Source organism: Flavobacterium tagetis, assembly GCF_016735615.1.
Taxonomy (GTDB): Bacteria; Bacteroidota; Bacteroidia; order Flavobacteriales; family Flavobacteriaceae; genus Flavobacterium; species Flavobacterium tagetis.
In genome coordinates this window covers 1,012,121-1,035,751 of record NZ_JAERSF010000001.1, presented here as the reverse complement: position 1 = coordinate 1,035,751, position 23,631 = coordinate 1,012,121, and the positions used below count along the sequence as shown (strand labels likewise).

Below are 23,631 nucleotides of genomic sequence, written 5' to 3'. Positions count from 1 at the left end.
TTAACTTTTTTACAAACCCAAAATTATCATTTATGAATGTATTAAAACGCTCTCTTTTCATATTAAGCATGCTTGGTATTGCTATAGTTTCAGTTCAGTGTAAAGGCGATAAAAAAGCTGATACAGAAAAAACGGAAGCCGATGCAAAAGCTTTAGTTACAATTGACAAATCGGAATACGGAACTACTGCTAAAGGAGAAAAAGTAGAAAGCTATAAATTGAAAAACCAAAACGGGATGGAAGTGGACATCATCACTTTTGGTGGAAGAATTACAGATTTGAAAGTGCCTAATAAAGCAGGTGTTTCTGAAAATGTAGTAATCGGTTTTAGTTCTTTAGCGCAATATGAAAAAGAAAATCCTTTCTTCGGAGCTTTGATCGGAAGATATGGAAACCGAATTGCAAAAGGTAAATTTTCATTAGATGGAAAAGAATATCAATTAGCTTTAAACAACGCTCCAAATGCTTTGCACGGAGGTCCGCAAGGATTTTTTAATGTAGTTTGGAAAGCAGATGAGGTTAAATCTGGCGATACAGCTTTTTTAAAATTATCTTATGTAAGTAAAGATATGGAAGAAGGTTATCCAGGAAACTTAAAGGTTTTTGTGACTTATACCTTGACAAATGATAATCAGTTGGAAGTGCTTTACGAAGCAACAACAGACAAAAAAACAGTTGTTAATTTAACTCAACATTCATACTTCAATTTATCAGGAGATTTTACCAAAACCATCTTAGATCACGAAGTGACTTTAAATGCTGATAAATTAGTTCCAGTTGATGCAGATTTGATTCCGACAGGAAAATTAGAAGATGTTGCTGGTACACCTTTCGATTTCAGAACTCCGAAATTAATTGGAAAAGACATCAATGCTAAAAATGACCAGTTAGAAAAAGGAAAAGGTTATGACCACTGCTGGGTGTTGAATAACCCTGAAAAAGGAAAAACAATTATTGCAAAAGTATATCATGCAGCAAGCGGAAGAGTTATGGAAATGACAACAGACGAACCTGGAATTCAGTTCTACTCTGGAAACTTCCTTGACGGAACCTTGCCAATGCCAAACGGAGGAACTTTTGCACATAGAACAGGATTGTGTCTAGAAACAGAACATTATCCAGATTCTCCAAACCACAAAAATTTCCCAACAACGGTTTTAAACCCAGGAGAAAATTATAAAACGAAAACTACTTTTAAGTTTTCAGTTAAGAAATAGTTTTAGAATCTGTTTATTAATTTAGTAATTTCTAAGAACCTCGAAAGTTTGTGCTTTCGAGGTTTTTTTGTTTGTAAATATTAGAGTGAATATTTTTGATAAGTATTTTGTTAAATTTTTAGAATCTTTCTTACATTTGAGAAATAACTATCCAAAAAAAAACTTACTTATGAAGAAACCAGTCAAATTGCTAATGGCCATATTAGCTTATTCTGTATGTGTAATAGCAAACGCCCAGGTTCAGATGAATTTTAAATTTGATACGCCTTATGGTAAAAATTCCGCTGTCGGAAAATTTGTTGAACTCAATGGTGCTAAAATCTATTATGAAGAATACGGAAAAGGCGAACCTTTGTTATTGATTCACGGAAACGGAGGTAGTATTGAATCAATGGGAAATCAAATTGATTATTTCAAAAGCAAGTATAGAGTTATTGCTATCGATAGTAGAGGACAAGGAAAATCGGAATTGAAAACGGATTCTCTTACCTATGTGCAAATTACAAAAGATATGGAAGGACTGGTTAATCACTTAAAATTAGATTCGATAAGTGTTATTGGCTGGAGTGACGGAGGAATTGTTGGGCTGCAAATGGGGATTTCAGGGAAGTCAAAAATAAAGAAAATTGTAACCATGGGCGCCAATTTAAGGCCAGATTCTACGGCTGTTAACTCGTACGCGATAAAAGACATTCAGGGTATGAGAAAAATGGTTATTTCGAAAATTAAAGAAAAAGACACGAGCGAAAATTGGAATCTGTTGAAACAACTTTCAGGACTTTTAGTAGATCAACCTAATATACCAACTAAAGATTTGTCAAAAATTAAAGCAAAAGTGCTTGTAATAGCTGGAGATAGGGATGTAATCAGAAATGAGCATACGGTCGAAATTTTTGAAAATTTATCTAAAGCACAGCTTTGTATTTTACCTGGCGAAACGCATTTTGCTCCAGCTTCAAGTCCGGAAGTATTTAATGCAGTCGCAAATAAGTTTTTATCAGAACCGTTTAAAAGACCAGATTCAGATTTGACTAAATTGGGTCAATAAAATTCAATCAATAGAATTGTTTTTTAATCTCGCAAAGTCGCAATGACGCCAAGAAAATAAACTATACGGCTCCGCGACTTTGCGAGATTAATTTATCCCAAGTTTGGAAAAATCTTAACTTAGCGAAATGAAACATCTATTCAAAGCACAATTAAACTGGATTTCAAAACAAAACCCAGAAGAATCATCCAAAAGATTCTATAGTAAAAGTCATCAAATTCAAATTGAAGGAAAACCGGTTTTAGACGTTTCAGCAGCAAAAGCTTTCAAAGGCGATCCTTCATTATATAATCCCGAAGATTTATTGTTAAGCAGTTTGGTTTCCTGCCACATGATGTCCTATTTATATGTCTGCTCTCAAAATGGAATAGAAGTTTTAGAATATTCAGACAATGCCGAAGCAACATTAGAAGTAAATCCAGACGGAAGCGGGCGTTTTGTTGAGGCAAGATTATATCCGAAAGTAAAAATCTCAAATTCAGATAAAGTTGAATTGGCTTTAGAATTGCATCAAAAAGCAAATCAATTATGCTTTATAGCTAATTCGTGCAATTTTTCAGTTTTGCATAATGCGAGTTGTGAGGTTTATGTTGTATAGTTTATTGTATAATATGACTCATTATGCATCGCTTGCTAAGAATTCTTGTAAGGATGTTCAAGAACAGAATTTTAAATTTATATTTGAGCTAAATTTCAATGTATCATACTTTTATATTATTAATTTATAAAATGAAAACACTATACTATAAAGCAACTTTTTTTGCGATTTTAACATTGTTAATTTTTGTTTTTTCTTGTGAAGAAAATAAAATTGATAGCAATGTTGTGACAATTAATAATTTGAAACTTAATTTAAGTAAGATTGACACATCTTATAGGTCTTTGTTTACAGATTCAAATTTCGTTTATCATAACCCGAACAAAAAGTTTGCTGGTAAAAGATTGATTTTTATACATGGTTGTGTATATGGAATTTATAATCATCGTACTTGCTTAATGAATGATCCTGTGAATGTAAGTTTTGTTGATAGTCTATCGAACTTGGGTTGGCAAGTAATAGAATTTGACTTGCCAAATAAAAAAACCGTTTCTGATTATTGGGAAGATGGAGGATTAGCTTATAGTAAAGCGTATATTTCTAAGCTTACTCAGGTTCTTGTTTGGGCGGAGAAAACTTATGGACATTGTAATGACTATTATATCGGAGGAATCTCTCATGGAGGATTACATTCGCTTTATGGTGCTCAGAAACTAAAATTTTTCAAAAAATATTTTGCTGTACTTCCTGTGACAAAATTAAACGTTTTAACAGAGTTCTCTTCCTATGCAGATGTACCTCATTTTGATCCTACATTAGATTATAAATCACTGGTGTCTAGTCAAGGTTATATTTCATGGAATACAACAGATAGTAGGGTTGGTTACAAGGATACAGAGAAAATGTTTCATAATATTGTGGAATCAGGAGGAGTGGTTGATACAACAGTCTACAGAACTGGTGGTCATACAATCATTGGTAATCTTGATCCAGTAATAACATTTTTAAGAAAGTAGTTTTGATTTGGTATATTGCATTTTGGTTAGTTATCTAATTTATAATCTTTAGTAAAATAGATTAGGTTGAGGAATTAACTTAAAATTATATGCAGATAGATAAAAAATAAAAAAACCTCTTCCGTTAAGAAGAGGTTTTTCGTACCCGGAGCCGGAGTCGAACCGGCACGGTTTCCCACAGGTGTTTGAGACCAGCGCGTCTACCAATTCCGCCATCCGGGCGTAGCAGACGAAAAAATAAATGATAAATCAGTTATTTTAACGCAATAGAATGAAGTCATAAATGGCGCCATTCCTTTAACACGGTGCAAATGTAAAAAATAATTTTAAAAATTCTAATAAAAATACTTAATTTTTTGCTTTCAGTGTTCAATAAATTTTATAAATTTGCAGCTCGTTAAAACGAAGCACACACAACTAACTACATCCGAGACATTTATACGCTTTCTGCTTTATTTAAATAATAAAGTTGAATTGTAGAAAAATAACGGAATAAAACAACAAATTACAATGTCGCACCTAGAACCAGAAGCTAAAATTTTTGCTTGTTCACAAAGTGTTTATCTTGCAGAAAAAATTGCAAAAGATTACGGGATTCCGTTAGGAAAAGTAACGATGTCAACGTATAGTGATGGAGAATTTCAGCCGTCTTACGAAGAATCAATAAGAGGTTTACGCGTTTTTATCGTGTGTTCAACTTTTCCAAGTGCAGATAATCTGATGGAATTGTTGTTAATGATTGATGCGGCAAAACGTGCATCAGCAAGACATATTACAGCTGTTATGCCTTATTTTGGTTGGGCAAGACAGGATAGAAAAGACAAACCAAGAGTTCCAATTGGAGCCAAGTTAGTAGCTAATTTACTAACAGCTGCAGGAGCAACAAGAATCATGACAATGGATTTGCACGCAGACCAGATTCAAGGATTCTTCGAAAAACCAGTAGATCATTTATTTGCGTCTACAATCTTTTTACCATACGTAGAAAGTTTAAAATTAGAAAATCTAACAATTGCATCTCCAGATATGGGAGGTTCAAAAAGAGCATATGCTTACTCTAAGTTTTTAGAATCAGATGTAGTAATCTGTTACAAACAAAGAAAAGCAGCCAACGTTATCGACACTATGGAGCTTATTGGTGAAGTAAAAGGACGTAACGTAATCTTAGTAGACGACATGATCGATACAGGAGGAACTTTAGCGAAAGCGGCAGACCTTATGATCGAAAAAGGAGCGCTAAGTGTAAGAGCAATTTGTACGCATGCTATTTTATCAGGCGGAGCATACGAGAAAATTGAAAACTCAAAATTAACAGAATTGATCGTAACAGATTCTATTCCGTTAAAGAAAGAGTCAAAAAAGATAAAAGTGGTAAGCTGCGCACCTTTATTTGCTGAGGTAATGCAAATGGTTCACCACAACAATTCCATCAGTGGAAAATTTATTATGTAAAAGCAGTAAGCTGTAGGCTTTAGGCCATAAGCTTATATACTTTGCATAAAAAGCCTAAAGCCTATTGCTTAAAGCTTACAGCAAAATAGAATATTTATTTAATAACTATATTTTTTTACAATGAAATCGATTACAATTAAAGGATCAGAAAGAGAAAGCGTGGGCAAAGTGTCAACTAAAGCCTTACGTAATGCTGGACAGGTACCTTGCGTTTTATACGGAGGAAACCAGGCAGTACACTTCTCAGCAGACGTTACTGCATTCAAAAACTTGGTTTACACTCCAAACGCTCACACTGTTGTGATCGAACTTGGAAAAGGAAAATCATTCAATGCAATTTTGCAAGATATCCAAGTTCACCCAGTATCTGACAAAATTTTACACATTGACTTCTTCCAATTATTTGATGATAAAGAAATCACAATGGAAGTTCCTGTGAAAATCGTTGGTACATCTAAAGGTGTTCTTGCGGGAGGTGTTTTACGTTTAAACCAACGTAAATTAAAAGTTAAAGCTTTACCAGCAAATCTTCCTGATTTCGTTGAAGCTGACATCACTCCACTTGAAATGGGTAACAAATTATACGTTACTAAAGTTGGAAAACCAGAGTACAAAATTATGCACCCAGACAACACTGTTGTTTGTCAAGTGAGAATCTCTCGTGCTGCTATGAAAGCTGCTCAAGAGGCTGCAAAAGCTGCAAAAGCTCCTGCAAAAGGAAAGAAAAAATAATTTTTTTCAACTCAATACAAAAAGCCTCAATCTTACGATTGGGGCTTTTTTTTTAGCTTCTAAGTTTCTAAGGTGCTGAGATGCTAAGTTTTTTTTTAAAAGAAATTCTCTAATTGTCACATTCTCAAATTTTCTAATTATTTTTTAGGAGCAGCAACTTTCCGTTTTCATAAGACGTGACGTTCCTGCCATCCGCTGTATCTTTTCCTGGCTAAAGAAGCCAGAAAAAGGATGCCGCTCCTGTCAGGGCTAGCGAGAAAATATCTTTTTCATAAGGTTCTAAATTGCTAAGAGTCTGATATACTAAGTTTTTTCATAGTTGTCAGGCCGAACGAAGTCGAAGTCTTTGTGTTCTTTGCAAATCTCAGTAAAAGCTATTTCTTAGCGTTCTTAGCGCAAAACCCTTGCGATCTTTGCGGTTAAATCACAACCAGCAAGCAATTGTCTAATTGCCGCATTCTCAAATTATCTAATTAACAAATTGTCACATTCTCTAATTAATCTTACTTTTGCAATCATGATAAAATGGATAAAAAAACTGTTTTCATCAACACCAAAAGAAGAGAACATAGAAGATAATATGAAGAAATATTTAATAGTAGGTTTAGGAAATATAGGAGCGGAATACGTAAATACGAGACACAATATCGGATTTAAAGTCTTAGACTTTTTAGCTAAGAAAGAAGGACTTTCTTTTGAAACCGTAAAACTAGGTTCTTTGGCTGAGTATAAATTCAAAGGAAGAGCTTTCTTTCTGCTTAAACCAAATACTTACATGAATTTAAGCGGAAAAGCAGTAAAATATTGGATGGATAAAGAAAATATACCATTAGAGAATATTTTGGTTATTACAGATGATTTAAACCTTTCATTCGGGACTATTAGAATCAAGCCAAAAGGAAGTGATGGAGGTCATAATGGACTTAAAAACATCAATTTGGTTCTGAATACGCAAAATTATACACGCTACAGATTTGGTATAAGTGATCAATTTAAAAAAGGACAGCAGGTAGATTATGTTTTAGGAGAATGGACAGCTGAAGAAGAAGCAAAACTTCCAGAACGTTTAGAAACTTCAGCAGAAATTATTAGAACTTTTGGAACAGCTGGTTTAGAAAATACAATGACTACATTTAATGGAAAATGAAGATTTTCAGGTGTTTATATTGTAAAAATGTAAATTATCAGCGAATTTAATTCAATTATAACGAAATAGTATTTTCAATTCCAAAGTTAAATGTCTAAATTTGGAATAAATTATTATAAACCATAAAAATCATTTTACCATGGCTTTTGAATTACCACAATTACCTTATGCATACGATGCATTAGAACCACATATTGATGCACGTACAATGGAAATCCATCATACAAAGCACCACAACGCTTATACGACAAATCTTAACGCTGCTATCGCTGGAACAGATTTAGAAGGAAAAACTATCGAAAACATCTTAATTAACTTAGATAAATCTAACGCTGCAGTTCGTAACAATGGTGGAGGTTTCTACAACCACAATTTATTCTGGACTGTAATGTCTCCAAACGGAGGAGGATTACCAACTGGTGATTTATTAGCAGCGATTGAAGCTTCTTTCGGATCTTTCGAAGAATTTAAAGCAAAATTTGCTAAAGCTGGTGCAACACAATTTGGTTCTGGATGGGCTTGGTTAACAGTTCAAAAAGGAGGAAAATTAGAAGTTGTAGGTACTCCAAATCAAGATAATCCATTAATGCCAGAAGTTGCTGGTCACGGTGGAACTCCAATCTTAGGAATGGACGTTTGGGAGCACGCTTACTACTTAAACTACCAAAACAGAAGACCAGATTATATTGAAGCTTTCTTCAGTGTAATTAACTGGACAGAAGTTGCTAGAAGATTTGCTTTAGACAAATAAGAAAATTGAGCATAAAAAAAAAGACGAACCTATGGCTCGTCTTTTTTTTTATGCTCAATTTTTAAAAGTCTTTTATTCTATACTCTATTTTCTTTTCTCTGAAAAAGAAAATAAAAAAGGTGGAAGTTCTTCCACCTTTTTTGCCCCAAATCTACCATAAACTTAACCTACTAATGTTATGGTCCTGTAAAGGTATGGGAGATATTTTTTTGAATGAAACATTTCAGACAAAAGGCAATAATATCCGATAAAACGCTCATAATGGCTATTTGTGAAAATTATTGGATTTATTTCAAATAAAAAAGGCGGATGTTACTCCGCCTTTTTTGCCCCAAATCTACCATAAACTAACCTACTAATGTTATGGTTCAGTAAATGTATGGCGGACATTTTTATAAAGAAAATTTTTTAGATGAAAGGCAATTAAATCCGATTAAATTCATTTAATCAATTGATTTTCAATGCTTTATGTGTTTAAAATAAAAAAGGCGGATATTACTCCGCCTTTTTTGCCCCAAATCTACCATAAACTAACCTACTAATGTTATGGTATAGTAAATTTATGCCAGTTATTGTTGTGATGAAAAAATTTTAGATGAAAGGTAAGTAAATCCGATGAAGAGATGTAATCGGCTGTTTATAAAATGCTTGAGTTAATTCCAATAAAAAAGGTGGAATTGCTTCCACCCTTTTTGCCCCAAATCTACCATAAACTTAACCTACTAATGTTATGGTATTTCAAAAGTATCATAGCTTTTCAATTTCACCAAAGAAATAGGATGAACGGCAAAAAAAACCGATGAAATGCACAATTTAACCTTTTGTTAGTATTTTATTAATAAGCCCTAGCGTCTTTTCCTTCGTAAAAATTCATGAAAGCACGATTTACAACTCGATTTCCACCAGGAGTTGGGTAGTCTCCAGTAAAATACCAGTCACCTAAATTTTTAGGGCATGCTTTATGTAAATCATCTACGGTTTGGAAAATGATTTTTACTTCAGCATTAATTTCTGGTGAGCTTAACATTTCTGCAATTTTATCTGAAATCTCCTCATCTGTAAATTGATCATAAATTGCTGTTACGTAGTTTACAACATCTTTGTCAAGGAAATTTTCTTGTGCTTTACATTTAGCATAAACTTCATCTACAATATGGTATAGGTTTCTTTCTTTCAATAAAGCAAGCGCTGCTCTAAAAGCAACTAAACCTTCTAGTTTCGCCATATCAATTCCGTAACAATCTGGGTAACGGATTTGTGGTGCCGATGAAACAATTACGATACGTTTTGGTTTCAAACGATCCATCATTTTAATGATGCTCATTTTTAGTGTAGTACCACGAACAATACTGTCGTCAATAATTACCAAATTGTCTTCTGGTTTGATTACACCATAAGTAACGTCGTAAACGTGAGCAACCAAATCATCACGGCTGCTATCTTCAGTAATAAAAGTTCTAAGTTTAGCATCTTTAATTGCAACTTTCTCTGTACGAATCTTTACAGCTAAAAGTTCCTGAAGAGTTTCTGTTGTTAATGTATTTCTATTTTCTAGAATATAATTGTTTTTTCTCTGATTTAAGAAATCCTGAGCAGCTTCAACTAAACCATAAAAAGAAGTTTCGGCTGTATTTGGAATATAAGAGAAAACAGTGTTGTCTGTATCGCTGTCAATTGCTTTAAGTACAGCAGGTAAAATTAATTTTCCTAAATCTTTACGTTCTTGATAGATTTCAGCATCACTTCCTCTTGAGAAATAGATTCTTTCAAAAGAACAAGCTTTTTTAACGGTTGGTTCCAAGATTTGGTTCATAGAAACTTTTCCGTTTTTCTTGATAATCAACGCGTTTCCTGGATCGATTTCCTGAACACTTTCAAAAGGAACATTAAATACCGTTTGAATAACAGGTCTTTCAGAAGCCACAACTACTACTTCATCATCTTGATAAAAGTAAGCTGGACGAATTCCTGCTGGATCTCTAAAAACAAAAGCATCACCATGACCTAATAAACCAGCCATTGCGTAACCACCGTCTAAGTTTTTAGCCGAACGAGCTAATATTTTTGCAATATCCAAACGCTCTGCAATTACTGGAGAAGCCTCTCTTTTTGAGTAACCTTCAGCTTTACAGTCTTGGTACAATTGCATAACTTCCTTGTCTAAGAAGTGGCCAATTTTTTCCATTACAGTCACAGTGTCAGCCATTTCTTTTGGATGCTGTCCTAATTCAACAAGATTTTCGAAAAGTTCTTTAACATTGGTCATGTTGAAGTTTCCTGCCAAAATCAAGTTACGGTGCATCCAGTTGCTTTGACGTAAAAATGGGTGAACACTTTCTATACTGTTTTTTCCAAAAGTTCCATAACGAACGTGACCTAAAAACAATTCTCCAATATATGGAATGTTTGCTTTTAGCTCTTTCATGTCGTCTCCAAGTTCTGGATGCGCTTTTAGTTCTTCACTAACACGCTCATTGATTTGTTTGAAAACATCTTGTATAGGTTGTGAATGATTTGAACGAACTCTGCTAATGTAGCGTTGTCCAGGTTCAACATCAAATTTGATACTTGCAAAACCAGCTCCGTCTTGTCCGCGGTTGTGCTGTTTTTCCATCATTAAATACATCTTCTGGATTCCGTAAAAAGCAGTTCCGTATTTTTCTTTATAATATTCAAGCGGTTTAAGTAGTCTAACTAAAGCTATCCCACATTCGTGTTTTAAAGCGTCGCTCATTGTTTTTTGTTATTTGTGTGTTGTTGTAAGTTGTGTGTATTAACGTAATAAAAAAAGCCCCGTTTTATCCGAGGCTCTTAGGCATTATATTTCTATGTCAAACTGAGTTAACGACTTAAATTGCTGTAATCGAATCGCTACTTCGGCTTTGCTTAATGATTCCATCCTTTCAGTTCCAAATTTTTCAACGCAGAACGAAGCTAAATTTGAACCATAAATAATTGCATTCTTCATGTTGTTAAACGAAATGTTTTCGCTTTGCGCAATAAATCCAGAGAAACCACCTGCAAAAGTGTCTCCAGCTCCAGTTGGGTCAAAAACATCTTCTAATGGTAAAGCTGGTGCAAAAAATACTTCTCTGTTGTGGAATAAAAGTGCTCCGTGTTCTCCTTTTTTGATCACCACATATTTTGGTCCCATGTCTTGGATTTTAGAAGCTGCTTTTACTAATGAATATTCGCCAGAAAGCTGTCTAGCTTCTTCGTCATTGATTGTAATAACATCTACACGTTTAATAACGTCTAATAATTCAGGAAGAGCGCAATCCATCCAAAAGTTCATTGTATCTAAAACAACTAATTTTGGTTTTTTCTCCATTTGATCTAGAACACTGCTTTGTACTAATGGGTGCAAGTTTCCTAACATCACAACATCAGCATCTTTGTAGTTTTGAGGAACCTTCGGCTGAAAATCAGCTAAAACGTTCAACTCCGTTACAAGAGTATCTCTAGAATTTAAATCGTTGTGGTATAAACCGCTCCAGAAAAAAGTCTTTCCGCCTTTTACAATTTCGATACCAGAGATATCAATATTTTTTGAAGTTAAAAGATCTAAATGTTCTTGAGGGAAATCGTCGCCAACTACAGAAACAATGGCCGATTGCAAGTTAAAAAATGACGCTGATAATCCGATGTAGGTTGCAGCACCACCTAATATTTTATCTGTTTTTCCGAAAGGAGTTTCAATCGCGTCGAAAGCAACTGTTCCAACAATCAATAGTTTATTCATTTTATGAATTTCGAATTAGGGTGCAAAGATACTTCATAAGTTACAATCTTGCAATGGTTTAGGTTCTCAAAATTTTCTTAAAAAAATGACAACGATTTCGGAGTAAAACTATTGTAAATGAATGGGTTAAAATTGATTTTTCGCAGTGTTTATAATAGGTTTTTTGAATTTAAGATGCAACTTTTTTGAAAATAATTGCGAATATTTTACAGCATTTTCTTCGATCTTAGTTTTTTTGCTTCTGATTTTTTAGTTTGCTTGTATTTTTAATCCAATTGATTGCATCTTTCATCGGTTCTTCAGAGTTTGAAAATGCTGTATTGTGTCCCAGATTTGGAAACAATTTATATTTATAGTGTTTTCCTGTTGATTTTAATTTAGCAAGATATTCGATTGATAAATTCACAGGAACTTGAATATCCTTGCCTCCAAAAATCCAAATTCCTGGGATAGATAATTTAGAAAGTACATCAATAGGATTTGTATCAACAAACTCATATTTGTCTGGATCATTAAATACATGTTTTCTTGCCTCTTCTTCAGAGTGCGTGTCCCAGAATTTTTGATCACCATTTGTATAAAATTGGAATCTCAATTGTTCTTTAACCGTTATAAGAGCTCCGCTAAAGATTGTCATAAATTTGACTTTCTTATTTTTCTCTGCAGCCAATGGAATTATCCATCCAGCTTGACTACCGCCTATTAAACCGATTGATATTTTATTATTTGATAAGGATTTAGATAAAGCATTTACAGCAGCACTTGCATCTAAAGACAAAAGAGTTAGATTGGCAAAATCAACATTATTTGTTCCTACTTCAGGTCCTGCATACACGCCGCCTGATTCTCCGACTCCGCGTTTGTCATAAGTTAAAACTGCAATTCCATTGTTGGCAAGAGTTGTGGCAAAGTCTATCATCCTTTTTTCTTGCCCAGATCCATGAACAATTACAACGGCAGCTTGTATGTTGTTAGGCATAAAAATAGTTCCCGCAAGTGAAATTCCTTCGCTAACAAATTTTATTTCCTTAGTGGTAAAGGTTGATGGAATTGCCGATGCATAACTAGTAACAAATAACAACAACATTAAAAAGGAATATATGTATGTTTTCTTTGGTCTTTGAATGTGTTTAAAAGTTGCTGTTTTATTTTTCATTTTTAAATTTATAGTTGATACTTTTTGTCAAAATAATTCTTCAAAATCCCAATCTGAACCAAAATCATAATTGGAACAATCAAAATGGCATACAAGATATTTTTAGAGAAATGAATTCCAGTAAATGCTGTTGACATTCTATCAGAATATAATTTTCCGACTTCATCAATTTTGAAATCAGTTTCAGAAACGGAGAAAAAGGAAACATAAATTACTAATGCAGCTACAGCCAATCCGATCAAAATCCAGATTGGTTTCGAAATTAAAGGTTTGTATGTTATCAATTTTTTTTCTTCCAAAATTTGAACATTTGCCATAATTTTAGAAGTAAAATCTATTGATGGTGACTGCAGGTTATTTTCAGCCATTATCTTCTCAATAAGTTGTTCTATATTTTTATCGCTCTCTCTCATAACATTCGATTATTTCTGGTTCTAACTGCTGTCTCAAAATTACTGCTAATTTTTGTCGGCTCCTAAATAACTTTACTTTAGCATTATTGGCCGATATATTCATTATTTTTCCAATTTCTTCTAAATTCTGATCGTCAAAATAAAATAAGGTTAAAAGGAAATTTTCATCACTCGGTAATAAATTTAAACATTTCTGAATGGTGTGCTTTCGTTCTTTTTCCTCTAAAGCACTCAATGCATTGTCCATTGTTTTAATTAAATGAGACGAAAAATCATCAATAGAAATATTCAAATCTTCTTTTTTGTTTTTTTTCAAACGGTCTAGGCACGTGTTATAAGCAATTTTATAAATCCAAGTCGAAAATTTAGAATCGCCTTTAAATTTATTCAATGAATTATAAATCTTAATAAACGTATCTTGAGCAACTTCTTCGGCTTCTTCCCGGCTTTTCACCATTTTTAGTGCCAAAGTAAAAATCATATCTTTATAACGATCCACAAGAACGGAAAAAGCATTCGTCTCGCCCTGCAGAATTTTATCGATATAATGTTGATCAGTTAATACGCTCATATTATATAGGACGATAGTTTGCTTGTTTAGGTTACAAGAAATTTGAAAATAAATTCCAAATTCCAAAAAATCTAATTCTTTACATATTATATATGTATATAGGTGAACTTTTACAAAGTTTCTCAGAATCAAAATTAATTGATAATCAATTAGTTTTGGAGTTTGGGATTTAAAATTTGAAATTTTTCACCAAAAGTTGTAACCTCAATTTAAAAACCTTCGTCATATGGAATATATCAATCAATTAAAAACGTAAAATATCATGGACGACAAAATTTTAATTCCAATTAGCTTTTTCTTAATGATCTTCGGAATTGTTTATTTAATTTATTCAACAAGAAATAGAGAGCGTTTGGCTCTTATAGAAAAAGGAGTAGATGCGAGTATCTTTTTACAAGGAAAAGGAAACGGAGTTCCAGCTTGGAAAGTGTTTGTTGTAAATATAGCTTTCTTATTAATAGGAAGTGGTGTTGGAATTTTTCTAGCGTTATTAATTACAACTTATACGTCTCTAGATGATGGTGCAGTTTATCCTTCAATCATTTTCATCATGGCGGGAATCGGACTTTTGACAGGATTTAAAACTGCAAAAGATTTGGATAAAGAATAATTAGTAAGATTTTAAGTTGCTACAAAAAACGCATCAGATTTCTGATGCGTTTTTTTATTCCTTAGATCCGATGGTTTCGTAATAAACGTCAACCGAAAGTTTCGGCTGCATGGATGCCATTACAGCCAATTGATCACAGCGTTCATTTTGTGGATGATTATTATGGCCTTTAATCCATTTGAAATCTACTTGATGTTTTCGATATGCAATTAAAAAACGTTTCCATAAATCTGGATTTTTCTTGTCTTTATAACCTTTTTTCTCCCAACCGAAAACCCATTTCTTTTCAACAGAATCAACCACATATTTAGAATCTGAAACTACAAGAACTTTCATGTTTGGCTTTTTTAGTTTTTCTAAGCCAACAATTACAGCTAGTAGTTCCATTCTATTATTGGTAGTAAGACGAAAGCCTTCGTAAAATTCTTTTTTGTGTGGAGTTCCCACCAGTTCCATTACCACGCCGTAACCACCATTACCAGGATTTCCTTTTGCCGCGCCATCTGTATATATATGTACTTCGTGATTCATTAATAATTTTAGACTTTAGATTGTTTGGGATTTGGAATTTAAATTTTGGAATTTTCCTCAAGGATTCTATGAATAATCTCTGGGAAATGTTTCTGTTCCAGCTCATGAATCTTCTCAGCAACCGTTTCTGGAGTATCTTCGTCTGTTAAGGCTACATTTGCTTGAAAGATAATAGCGCCTTCATCGTAGTTTTCGTTAACATAATGAATAGAGATTCCAGTTTCCTTTTCCTTATTGTTTATAATTGCTCTATGTATGTGCATTCCATACATTCCTTTGCCTCCATAATTAGGTAAAAGTGCTGGATGGATATTGATTATTTTATTTGGATATTGTTCGATTATGTTTTCTGGGAATTTTAATAAAAAGCCAGCCAAGATTATCAAATCCGGGTCGATTTCTTGTACTTTTTGTAGTACGTTTCTTTCCAAAAGTTCGTTTTTTGAGAAGATTTCGACTGGAATTTGATGATTTTTTGCTCTTTCAATCACTTTTGCTGCGGCATTATTTGTGAAGACCGAAACGACCCTTGCAATTTCAGTGTTTGAAAAATATTTTATAATGTTCTCTGCGTTAGTTCCTGATCCTGAGGCGAAAACGATAATTTTTTTCATAAAGTTGTGTGTTTTAAGACTGCAAAAAACGGAATAAAAATCGAAAATAAATAGCTTTAAAGGACCTTTCTTGAAATTAATTTTATAAATTAGTGTTACATTTATTAACTAAATCATGGTTTTAAAATAAAGTTTTTTATTTTTGCCAACAAATTAAATTCTAAAATTAAAGATTATGTCAGACATTGCATCAAGAGTAAAAGCGATTATCGTAGACAAATTAGGTGTTGACGAAAACGAAGTTGTAACAGAAGCAAGCTTCACTAATGATTTAGGAGCTGACTCATTAGACACTGTTGAGCTTATTATGGAATTCGAAAAAGAATTTGATATTCAAATTCCAGATGATCAAGCAGAAAACATTGCTACTGTTGGTCAAGCTATTTCTTATATCGAAGAAGCAAAAAAATAATAATACCACACCCGAATTTTAAAAATTCCAAAATTTGAATGTCCAAATTCCAAAATTGGGATTTGTTTTTTGAAAAATTGGATTTTCTAAAAATCGGGTGTTATTATTTTTTTTAAATTTTAAATTTCGATTGATTTTCAATCAAAAAGATATATTTATATTGTAATTCCCATGGCTCTTAAGTAACAATAAGTTAAGAAAGCGTGGGTTTTATTTGTTTAAAGTACAAAACACATATTTATGGCATTAAGGCGAGTTGTTGTAACAGGATTAGGTGCACTTACTCCTATTGGGAATAATATCCAGGAATATTGGAATGCACTTGTGAATGGGGTTAGCGGAGCCGCTCCGATCACATATTATGATACCGAGAAACACAAAACGAAATTTGCCTGCGAAGTAAAAAACTTCAATATTGAAGATTACATGGATCGCAAGGAATCTCGTAGATTAGATAAATTTGCACAATATGCAATTGCTGCCAGTGATGAAGCTATTAAAGATGCTGGAATCACAAATGATAACGTAAACAAGCAAAGAGTTGGTGTTATCTGGGGAGCAGGAATTGGAGGTTTAGAGACTTTCCAAGATGAAGTATTGTATTATGCAAAGGGTGATGGAACTCCAAAGTTCAATCCTTTCTTTATTCCTAAAATGATTGCCGATATTGCTCCTGCGCACATTTCTATGCGTAACGGGTATATGGGGCCAAATTATACAACGGTTTCTGCTTGTGCATCTTCTGCAAATGCATTAATCGATGCCTTCAACTACATACGTTTAGGAATGTGTGATGTTATTGTTTCTGGTGGTTCTGAAGCTGCTGTTACAATTGCAGGTATGGGAGGATTTAGCTCAATGCACGCTTTATCTACAAGAAACGAAAGTCCAGAAACAGCTTCAAGACCTTTTGATGCAACCAGAGATGGTTTCGTTTTAGGAGAAGGAGCAGGAGCTTTGGTTCTTGAAGATTACGAACACGCTAAAGCAAGAGGTGCAAAAATCTATTGCGAAATTGGCGGTGGCGGTATGTCGTCTGATGCTTACCACTTAACTGCACCACATCCGGAAGGAATTGGAGTTATTGCAGTAATGGAAAACACATTGAGAGATGCTGGTATGACTCCTGATCAGGTTGATCATATCAATACTCACGGAACTTCTACTCCATTAGGAGACGTTGCCGAATTAAAAGCGATTAGCAAAGTTTTTGGAGATCATGCTAAAAACATCAACATCAACTCTACAAAATCGATGACAGGACACTTACTTGGTGCGGCTGGAGCTATTGAAGCTATTGCTTCTATCTTGGCAATGCAGCACGGAATTGTTCCTCCAACGATCAACCATACAGTTGTTGACGAAAACATTGACCCATCTTTAAACCTTACTCTAAACAAACCTCAAAAAAGAGAAGTAAATGTTGCTATGAGTAATACATTTGGTTTTGGTGGACACAATGCTTGCGTATTGTTTAAAAAACTAGCTGATTAATTTTCTGTATATGAATATTATCAAAAAAATATTTTCTAAATCCCGTTCTCTAGAAGACGGGATTTTTTTTGACACTATTCAGAAAATTCTTGGTTTTCCGCCTACAAATGTTGATTTTTACCGGAGAGCTTTTACGCATCGCTCTTCTAATAAATTAGATCAGAATGGGCATCCTATAAATTATGAACGCTTAGAATTTTTAGGAGATGCTATGTTAAGTGCCGTTATTGCTGCACATTTATTTAATAAAGCTCCAAATGGCGACGAAGGTTACTTAACCAAAATGCGTTCAAAAATTGTGAGCCGAGAACATTTAAATGAATTAGGAAAAGACTTAAATCTAGTACAGTTTGTTGAAAGTAAAGTGCCAATTCAGCATTTTGGAGAAAACATTCATGGTAACATTTTTGAGTCTCTGATTGGAGCAATTTATTTGGATAAAGGTTATTCTTTCTGCGAAAAATTCATCCAAAAAAGAGTAGTTACCCCTTATGTCGATATTGCTCGACTAGAAGGGAAAGTTATAAGTTATAAAAGTCTTGTTATCGAATGGTGTCAGAAAGAAAAAAGAGTTTTTCATTATGACATTTTTGAAGATAATGGTATAGATGGCCAACGCTTATTTGGTGTCAAATTGAGTATTGATGATAAAGTTGTCGCAAGAGCGCGAGCAACATCAAAAAAGAAAGCAGAAGAAAAAGCATCGCAGAGAGCTTATTTTGCGTTTCAAGAAAAAATTGACAAGAAATAGCTGTAAAAATGTTGTAACTATCACAAGGCTACAACGTTTTCGTTTATAATTTAACAAAACAAGCATGTCATAACTGTTGATGCTCCGTTTAGAAATAGTATATTTACAACTTGATTTTTCAAGACATGGCTATTCATAAATTGGATTTAGACGAATTTGACGAAATTGATTATTATTTAATGGCAATTCATACTTCATTAGAAGATTATAGATTGGCCTATTTTATAAATAAAATCCTTCCGATCAACTTAAGTAAGAGCAAAAACGAGATCCATGCTCAAACTAAGGAAGGTGAAGCAAATTTTTCTAGATTCTATTATTATGATGAAGAAAAAGCTGTTTCTTGGAATTTAATTCAGAATAAAAATGAAATCATTTCTGTGAGTACAAATGATTTCCAGAATTTGTTTTCTAATGAAACAAGTGAGGTTTCGACAACAATTCATTTACTTCCTGAATTTAAAAAAGTCGATTTTTTCCTGAAAATTGATAATAGCGAAGAGGCGCTTAATTTTTCAGAAATTCAACAAAAATTAAACACAATAGAAAGTATTGCGGCTATTTATGCCGTTGATACAGACAAGATAAAATCAAAAAACAATCTAATTTTTTAAAAAAAATGCTAACAAACAAGAAAACCAAAATTGTTGCTACACTTGGGCCCGCTTGTAGTACAAGAGAGATCATTAAAGATATGATCGATGCTGGGGTTAATGTGTTTAGAATCAATTTTTCGCATGCAGATTACGAAGGAGTAAAAGAAAAAATCGATATCATTAGAGGATTAAACGAAGAGTTTGGTTACACAACTGCAATTCTAGGAGATTTGCAAGGACCAAAACTTAGAGTTGGTGTAATGGAAGAAGGAACTGTTGTACATGATGGAGACGAAATCACTTTTACAACTGCTGAAGATATTATAGGAACATCAAAAAGAGTGTTCATGAAATATCAGAATTTCCCAAATGATGTTAACCCAGGAGAGCGAATCTTGCTTGATGATGGTAAACTTATTTTTGAAATTGTTTCTACAGATAAAAAAACAGAGGTTGTTGCTAAAGTTATTCAAGGTGGAGAATTAAAATCTAAAAAAGGAGTTAATCTTCCAAACACAAAAATTTCTTTACCAGCTTTAACAGAAAAAGATATTGCTGATGCAATTTTTGCAGTTGAACAAAAAGTAGACTGGATCGCACTTTCATTCGTAAAGACTCCACGCGATTTACAAGATTTGCAAGAATTAATCGCAAAACATTCAGAGGTTAAAATTCCAATCGTTGCTAAAATTGAAATGCCAGAAGCTCTTGAGAACATGGACAAAATTGTAGCATATTGCGATGGTTTAATGGTTGCTCGTGGAGATCTAGGTGTTGAGCTTCCTGCTCACGAAGTTCCATTGGTACAAAAAGATTTGATCAGAAGAGCTAAAACGGCTAGAATTCCGGTTATCGTTGCTACCCAAATGATGGAAACAATGATTACAAGTTTAACTCCAACAAGAGCAGAGGTAAACGACGTTGCTAACTCAGTAATGGATGGTGCAGATGCTGTAATGTTATCTGGAGAAACTGCTACAGGAAACTACCCAGTACAAGTTATTCAAAGAATGGCACAAATTTGTGAGGCTGTTGAGAATTCACCACTTATTCAAGTTCCACAAAACACACCACAAATTAAAACTAAACGTTTTGTTACTAAAACAGTTTGTCATCAAGCAGCTTTATTGGCTAACGAAATTGAAGCTAAAGCAATTTGTACTTTAACAAATAGTGGTTATACAGCTTTCCAAATTTCGGCTTGGAGACCATCAACGGCTCATATCTTAGTGTTTACTTCAAACAGAAGAATCTTAACACAATTGAATTTATTATGGGGAGTTAAATCTTTCTACTATGATAATGAAGAAAGTACAGACGATACTGTAACAGATGTAAATCAAATCGCAATTGATAAAGGTTATGCACAAAAAGGAGATTATCTAATCAACCTTGCAGCAATGCCAATTAAAGATAAAGGAATGGTTAACACGATGAGAGTTTCTGAAATCGAATAATCACTTCAAATAAATTTTAAAAAAGCCGCTTAATTTTTTATTAAGCGGCTTTTTGTTTTTAAGACTTTTTATAAAAGTAAAATTACTTTCCCAATTTGGTATTTTGTCTTTTTGTGGACATTTTACCACTTAATTTTCTGAGAATCTAATAAAATTTTAGACTAAAGAAAGGTTTTTCTTGTTTCATTTGACTAAAATATTAGAAAATATCTACACAAAAAATCATTTCAAATTATCTATATCTTCCTTTTTGCTTTTTTATAACCAGAATTACAACTGCTTAATTTTCTGGCAGTTTGAGGTGTTTCATTTTATAAAATGAAACATTTTGGTGCAGATTCTGCAATTATCTTGTTTCATATTATAATATGAAACAAGTTCATGCCTTATAAATTCAATAGTTCGCTCTTTTACTAGTTAAATTTGAGATACTTAAGAAAAAGTTAAAAATATTCTGTTTCAGATTTTAAAATAAAATGAATTTGAAACACATCGAAAAAATGCAACCTCGCTTTAAAAGTGTTTTTTTTTGAAAGCTTACCGTTTTTCCCTTTATTTTTTGGATTTCAAAACTCATACAATAAGAATTACTAACGAATTTTTTTATCATGAAACAAATCAAATTAAAGTGCAGATTCACGAATATTTTAAAGGTATTCGTTTTATTGTTTTTTTCTGGAGTTTCTGTTACAGCACAGAGCAAAAAACCAAATATCCTGGTACTCTGGGGTGATGATATCGGGATTACCAATATAAGTGCTTATAGTGATGGACTTATGGGATATACTACACCCAACATTGATCGTTTGGCTAATGAGGGGATGCGATTTTTACATTATTATGGAGAACAGAGCTGTACTGCTGGTCGTGCGGCCTTTTTAACAGGACAGCATGGTATTCGTACAGGGCTTACAAAAGTAGGTTTTCCTGGTGCACCAATGGGAATGAGCCAGTTAGATCCATCTATTGGGGGTGTAATGAAAAATTTGGGATATGTTACCGGGCAGTTTGGTAAAAATCACGTTGGAGATAGAAATGAAAGTTTGCCAACTGTAAATGGTTTTGACGAATTTTTTGGAAATCTGTACCATTTAAATGCGGAAGAAGAACCAGAATTGCCAGATTATCCAAAAGACCCAGAATATTTGAAAAAATTTGGTCCAAGAGGGGTATTAAAATGTGTAGCAACAAATGTTGATGATGCGACAACAGATCCTCGTTTTGGTAGAGTTGGAAAACAAAAAATTGAAGATACTGGAGCTCTTACTAAAAAAAGAATGGAAACTGTTGATGATGAAACTTCTGCAGCAGCCATCGATTTTATCAAGAGACAAAATGCTGCTGGAAAACCATTTTTCTGTTGGTTTAATGCTACTCGTATGCACTTGCGTACACACGTTAGAAAAGAACATAGAGGAAGATATACACATGGAGATAGCGAGTATATTGATGGTATGATTGAACACGATGAAACTATTGGAAGTATCTTAAAAGCATTGGATGATTTAGGAATTGCAGACAATACTATCGTAGTATATTCAACAGATAATGGTCCTCATATGAATACATGGCCAGATGGGGCAATGACCTCTTTTCGTTCAGAAAAAAACACAAACTGGGAAGGAGCTTTCCGTGTACCTTGCATTGTAAGATGGCCAGGCCATATTAAACCAGGAACAATCACTAACGAATTAATGAGCCACAACGATTGGATGCCAACTTTTGCATCTATTGCAGGAGAACCTGATTTGGTTAATAAACTTTTGAAAGGATATAATGCAAATGGAAAAAGTTATAAAGTACATCTAGATGGTTTTGATCAAACAAAGTTGCTAGAAGGGGGTAAAAGTGTTAGAGATAAATTCTTCTATTCTGATGATGATGGTCTTTTAGTAGGGTTGAGAGAAGGAGATTACAAATATGTTTTTGCAGAGCAGCGTAGTCCTGGTACTCTTGGAGTATGGGCAGAACCATTTACAGAACTACGTTTGCAAAAAATATTTAACATATTTCAAGATCCATACGAACGTGCTGATTTCACTTCTAACACATTTTGGGATTGGCAGTTAAATCATGTTCAGACAATGTATGGTGTTATGAATGATGTTTTTGTTTTTGCAGAAACTTTTAAAGACTATCCACCACGTTCTATTCCGCCTAGTTTTAATCCGACTACGATTATGCAGCAGACTCTAAGGGGTATTAAAGCCGATCAGTATGTGGAGAAAAATGTTTTGCCTAAAGTAAAAGAAGAAGAAACAGCTTCAAAAAAGAAAAAATAAATCATAACAAAAGAGATTCAGGTTGAAAAATCTGAATCTCTTTATTAATATAAACATCATGAAAAAAAGTATCTATATATTGTCTCTGACGGTTTTGTTTTTCTTTTCCTGTAAAAAATCGGATACAGTAACTTCTCCAACAGAAAATAAACAAACAGAAACTACTGCAAATAGCGGTGATCCATTGCCAAGCTGGAATGATGGCCCTTTAAAAAAAGATATTATTGCCTACGTTGAAAAAGTAACAAAAGAAGGAAGTCCAGATTTTATTCCGGTAGAAGACAGAATTGCAACTTTTGATAACGATGGAACACTTTGGGCCGAAAAGCCTTATGTTCAAGAACTTTTTGCTTTTTATAGAGTCAAAAAAATGGTAGAAACAAAACCTGAATTGGCGCAAAAACAACCTTTTAAAGCAGTTATAGAAAAAGACAAGACTTTCTTCGAAAAAGGGGGCGATAAAGCACTTATAGAATTGGTTGCAGCAACTCATACCGGAATGACGGAAGATGAATTTGAAACTTCTGTGAATGACTTTTTTAAAAGCGCACAATATCCTGGTAAAAATGTTCCGGTAAAACAAATACGTTATCAGCCACAATTAGAGCTATTGAACTATCTCCGTGCCAATGGATTCAAAACCTATATCGTTACTGGAGGAACAATAGAAGTGGTACGGGCAATATCTCAAGATTTTTATGGAATTCCGAAAGATCAAGTTGTAGGAACTTCTTTTAAATATAAATATGATGCCACTAAAAATGCAGTACAGCGAGAAGCAGCTCTAGATCATTTTAACGATAAAGAAGGAAAACCTGTCGGTATTCAATTGCACATTGGACAGCGACCAGTTTTTGCTTGCGGCAACGAAGGCGGTGCAGGAGATATTGCAATGCTAACTTATTCGCAGGGTAATAAATATCCATCTTTTCAATTACTTGTAAATCATAACGATTCAATAAGAGAGTACAAGTATCAAGAAAAAGATAATGCTTCATTAAATGCAGCGGCAAAAAATAAATGGCATGTTGTTGATATGCAGAAAGACTGGAAAAAAGTTTTTGCAGAGTAAGAGAAAAAGAATTGTTTGCAGATTAAGGA

The 23,631-nt window shown here is 33.6% G+C and carries 23 protein-coding genes and 1 tRNA gene; 16 read left to right on the top strand and 8 right to left on the bottom strand.

Features of this window, described 5'->3' with window-relative positions:
- Positions 1–32: 32 nt before the first annotated feature.
- The 4 genes from JI750_RS04475 to JI750_RS04460 all read left to right on the top strand — a co-directional run bounded on the left by JI750_RS04475 (position 33) and on the right by JI750_RS04460 (position 3,819).
- Entirely contained in the window at positions 33–1,217 is a 1,185-nt protein-coding gene (locus JI750_RS04475) for an aldose epimerase family protein (protein ID WP_201999133.1), read from the top strand.
- 169 nt (positions 1,218–1,386) lie between these two features.
- Positions 1,387–2,265, top strand: a complete 879-nt coding sequence (locus tag JI750_RS04470; RefSeq protein WP_201999132.1) for an alpha/beta fold hydrolase — start codon at positions 1,387–1,389, stop codon at positions 2,263–2,265.
- A 127-nt stretch (positions 2,266–2,392) separates the two neighbouring features.
- Complete coding sequence (locus JI750_RS04465) at positions 2,393–2,863, top strand: OsmC family protein (RefSeq protein WP_201999131.1); 471 nt, start codon at positions 2,393–2,395, stop codon at positions 2,861–2,863.
- Positions 2,864–2,994: 131 nt separating this feature from the next.
- Complete coding sequence (locus tag JI750_RS04460; protein WP_201999130.1) at positions 2,995–3,819, top strand: hypothetical protein; 825 nt, start codon at positions 2,995–2,997, stop codon at positions 3,817–3,819.
- A 142-nt stretch (positions 3,820–3,961) separates the two neighbouring features.
- On the opposite strand, the gene JI750_RS04455 is transcribed toward JI750_RS04460, so the two are convergent.
- Positions 3,962–4,041: transfer RNA gene (locus tag JI750_RS04455), tRNA-Leu, on the bottom strand.
- Between the two features lie 288 nt (positions 4,042–4,329).
- Between JI750_RS04455 and JI750_RS04450 the strand changes: the two genes are divergently transcribed.
- The 4 genes from JI750_RS04450 (at position 4,330) to JI750_RS04435 (ending at position 7,901) form a co-directional block, all read left to right on the top strand.
- On the top strand, positions 4,330–5,271 hold the full coding sequence (locus tag JI750_RS04450; RefSeq protein WP_177211423.1) for a ribose-phosphate pyrophosphokinase: 942 nt from the start codon (positions 4,330–4,332) through the stop codon (positions 5,269–5,271).
- Positions 5,272–5,391: 120 nt separating this feature from the next.
- Positions 5,392–6,003: a 50S ribosomal protein L25/general stress protein Ctc gene (locus JI750_RS04445; RefSeq protein ID WP_111368498.1), complete on the top strand. Its 612-nt coding sequence runs from the start codon at positions 5,392–5,394 to the stop codon at positions 6,001–6,003.
- Positions 6,004–6,520: 517 nt separating this feature from the next.
- Positions 6,521–7,150: an aminoacyl-tRNA hydrolase gene (gene pth, locus JI750_RS04440; protein ID WP_201999129.1), complete on the top strand. Its 630-nt coding sequence runs from the start codon at positions 6,521–6,523 to the stop codon at positions 7,148–7,150.
- Positions 7,151–7,289: 139 nt separating this feature from the next.
- The gene (locus JI750_RS04435) at positions 7,290–7,901 is read left to right on the top strand and encodes a superoxide dismutase (protein WP_091490394.1); all 612 of its coding nucleotides are present in this window, start codon (positions 7,290–7,292) and stop codon (positions 7,899–7,901) included.
- Positions 7,902–8,736: 835 nt separating this feature from the next.
- Here the strand turns inward: JI750_RS04435 and JI750_RS04430 are convergent.
- The 5 genes from JI750_RS04430 to JI750_RS04410 all read right to left on the bottom strand — a co-directional run bounded on the left by JI750_RS04430 (position 8,737) and on the right by JI750_RS04410 (position 13,783).
- Complete coding sequence (locus tag JI750_RS04430; protein WP_201999128.1) at positions 8,737–10,635, bottom strand: amidophosphoribosyltransferase; 1,899 nt, start codon at positions 10,633–10,635, stop codon at positions 8,737–8,739.
- Between the two features lie 84 nt (positions 10,636–10,719).
- Positions 10,720–11,643 carry a PfkB family carbohydrate kinase gene (locus tag JI750_RS04425; protein ID WP_177211420.1) on the bottom strand — a complete coding sequence of 308 codons (924 nt, stop codon included), beginning with the start codon at positions 11,641–11,643 and terminating at the stop codon, positions 10,720–10,722.
- Positions 11,644–11,869: 226 nt separating this feature from the next.
- Positions 11,870–12,799 carry an alpha/beta hydrolase family protein gene (locus JI750_RS04420; protein WP_201999127.1) on the bottom strand — a complete coding sequence of 310 codons (930 nt, stop codon included), beginning with the start codon at positions 12,797–12,799 and terminating at the stop codon, positions 11,870–11,872.
- Positions 12,800–12,807: 8 nt separating this feature from the next.
- A complete protein-coding gene (locus tag JI750_RS04415; protein ID WP_201999126.1) occupies positions 12,808–13,212 on the bottom strand; it encodes a hypothetical protein in 405 nt (134 codons plus the stop codon).
- Entirely contained in the window at positions 13,196–13,783 is a 588-nt protein-coding gene (locus tag JI750_RS04410; protein WP_201999778.1) for an RNA polymerase sigma factor, read from the bottom strand. The genes JI750_RS04415 and JI750_RS04410 overlap by 17 nt, the downstream gene beginning before the upstream one ends.
- Positions 13,784–14,045: 262 nt before the next feature.
- On the opposite strand from JI750_RS04410, the gene JI750_RS04405 reads away from it, so the two are divergent.
- A complete protein-coding gene (locus JI750_RS04405) occupies positions 14,046–14,393 on the top strand; it encodes a DUF6249 domain-containing protein (protein ID WP_201999125.1) in 348 nt (115 codons plus the stop codon).
- 54 nt (positions 14,394–14,447) lie between these two features.
- Here JI750_RS04405 and rnhA read toward each other — a convergent pair whose 3' ends face one another.
- Together rnhA and purN are read right to left on the bottom strand one after the other, a co-directional pair.
- Positions 14,448–14,924 (bottom strand): ribonuclease HI, encoded by a 477-nt coding sequence (gene rnhA / locus JI750_RS04400; RefSeq protein WP_111368508.1) that lies wholly within the window; start codon positions 14,922–14,924, stop codon positions 14,448–14,450.
- Between the two features lie 38 nt (positions 14,925–14,962).
- Positions 14,963–15,538 (bottom strand): phosphoribosylglycinamide formyltransferase, encoded by a 576-nt coding sequence (gene purN / locus JI750_RS04395; protein WP_201999124.1) that lies wholly within the window; start codon positions 15,536–15,538, stop codon positions 14,963–14,965.
- A 175-nt stretch (positions 15,539–15,713) separates the two neighbouring features.
- On the opposite strand from purN, the gene JI750_RS04390 reads away from it, so the two are divergent.
- From JI750_RS04390 to JI750_RS04360, 7 genes are all read left to right on the top strand, one after another.
- Positions 15,714–15,950 (top strand): acyl carrier protein, encoded by a 237-nt coding sequence (locus JI750_RS04390; RefSeq protein WP_007137004.1) that lies wholly within the window; start codon positions 15,714–15,716, stop codon positions 15,948–15,950.
- 240 nt (positions 15,951–16,190) lie between these two features.
- Positions 16,191–17,444: a beta-ketoacyl-ACP synthase II gene (gene fabF, locus JI750_RS04385; protein ID WP_111368511.1), complete on the top strand. Its 1,254-nt coding sequence runs from the start codon at positions 16,191–16,193 to the stop codon at positions 17,442–17,444.
- A gap of 10 nt (positions 17,445–17,454) precedes the next feature.
- Positions 17,455–18,195, top strand: coding sequence for a ribonuclease III (rnc, locus tag JI750_RS04380; RefSeq protein ID WP_095930691.1), 741 nt, complete (start codon positions 17,455–17,457; stop codon positions 18,193–18,195).
- A gap of 125 nt (positions 18,196–18,320) precedes the next feature.
- On the top strand, positions 18,321–18,809 hold the full coding sequence (locus JI750_RS04375) for an IPExxxVDY family protein (protein WP_095930692.1): 489 nt from the start codon (positions 18,321–18,323) through the stop codon (positions 18,807–18,809).
- A gap of 5 nt (positions 18,810–18,814) precedes the next feature.
- A complete protein-coding gene (pyk, locus tag JI750_RS04370) occupies positions 18,815–20,248 on the top strand; it encodes a pyruvate kinase (RefSeq protein WP_201999123.1) in 1,434 nt (477 codons plus the stop codon).
- A 608-nt stretch (positions 20,249–20,856) separates the two neighbouring features.
- The gene (locus tag JI750_RS04365; RefSeq protein WP_201999122.1) at positions 20,857–22,530 is read left to right on the top strand and encodes an arylsulfatase; all 1,674 of its coding nucleotides are present in this window, start codon (positions 20,857–20,859) and stop codon (positions 22,528–22,530) included.
- A gap of 58 nt (positions 22,531–22,588) precedes the next feature.
- Positions 22,589–23,602 (top strand): HAD family hydrolase, encoded by a 1,014-nt coding sequence (locus JI750_RS04360; RefSeq protein WP_201999121.1) that lies wholly within the window; start codon positions 22,589–22,591, stop codon positions 23,600–23,602.
- The last annotated feature ends 29 nt before the right edge of the window (positions 23,603–23,631 follow it).